The 1,371-nt window shown below is 62.1% G+C and carries 1 protein-coding gene; it reads left to right on the forward strand.

The genetic code is table 11. From position 1 onward, the window contains the following. A partial coding sequence (locus E4M07_RS28960) for a transferrin-binding protein-like solute binding protein (RefSeq protein ID WP_136661893.1) occupies window positions 1-1,331 on the forward strand: 1,331 nt, incomplete at its 5' end. Window positions 1,332-1,371 lie beyond the last annotated feature (40 nt).

The raw sequence follows: 1,371 nt of genomic DNA on the forward strand, positions 1-1,371 counted from the left end.
TGAAGACGGCGCAGGCCCAGCAAAAGATCGCCATGGACAAGGCGGCGGAAGCGGTCAAGGCCGCCGGGATGGAGGTCAAGGTCAGCTACGACGATGACGGCAAGCCGACCTACAGGGTCGGGGACGTCATGATCGTTCCCGGCGCAAAGAAGAGCACCGTGACAACGAACGGCAAGACGGTCATCACCGGGAAGATCCGTGACATTAATTCGTTCATAAGAAGCGCCCGTAAGAAGGTCGAATACAAGCCGGCGGAAGGGGACGATGCGGAGGTCATGGCCCAGCCGGCGGTGGACCAGCGGCACCTGACAGTCGGCAGCACAACCGATTCCGCCGATGACACCATGCGCCTCTACCTCGTTGACAAGTACACGACCTCGGAGGCGGCGAAGAAAGACGGGACGGTCTCCGTCTACAGTCGTGACTCCGATCCCTCAGTAACATTTGTGGGACTGTCTACCGTATCGGAGAAGGCACCCCACGGCACGGTTTCGACAGGTGGCAAAACCTATGTGATCAAGCGGGCGGAGGGCGTTTACTACGAAGTGACCGGTCCCGGCGGGACGCCGCGCGGGAAGACTGTAGCAGGCGGCGGCTCGGCGAACCTCGACCAGTTCACCGTGAAAGCCCGTACGAAACCCGACAACACCAGTGTCGAGAACGGCATCTACTACTATGACGACGTGGATGGCAGGGTCTGGCTGAAGCGGGTGGGCGTGACCACGGACCGTAATGACCATACAACCGGCAACACAGGCATCAAGTACCACTACATCAAGACGCCGGTGCATAATGTCCGGTTCCCGGCGACGAAGTCCTTCGAGCACCTGAACTACGGTGTCTGGGCGGGTCTGAAGGAGGATGGCAATACCCTTGCCGACCTGGGCACGGGCTTCGTCAGCAAGCTGCCCGACGGCACCGTGACCCCGACCGGCGACATGCCGAACTTCGGCACCGCCACCTACGAGGGCGGCTGGACGGGCAATATCCGCGCTAAAGCCGCAGATGGCAATGGTGCGATCGATTACGGCCAGCGCCCCATGACAACGGTTACCAACTTCGGAGACAACACCCTCACGACCACGCTGGATGGCCTGGCCACGCTGAAGGGCGGTATCGACGGCAACAGCTTCTCGGGCACCGATGTAACCGTGAATGCGGCTTCCATATACGAGCTGGACAATGACGGCAAGTTCACCGGCAGCTTCAGCGGCAGTTTCTTCGGACCCAAGGCCGAGGAGATCGGCGGCGTGTTCGACATCACCTCCGAGGGCCGCAAGGCGGGCGAAGCGCGCGGCGCCTTCGGTGGCGGGATGACCGCCTCCGAATAACGCGCGCCCACCCGCACACCGCAAACCCGGCGCCCGGTCC

It is taken from the genome of Nitratireductor sp. XY-223 (assembly GCF_004959855.1).
Lineage (GTDB): Bacteria > Pseudomonadota > Alphaproteobacteria > Rhizobiales > Rhizobiaceae > Hoeflea_A.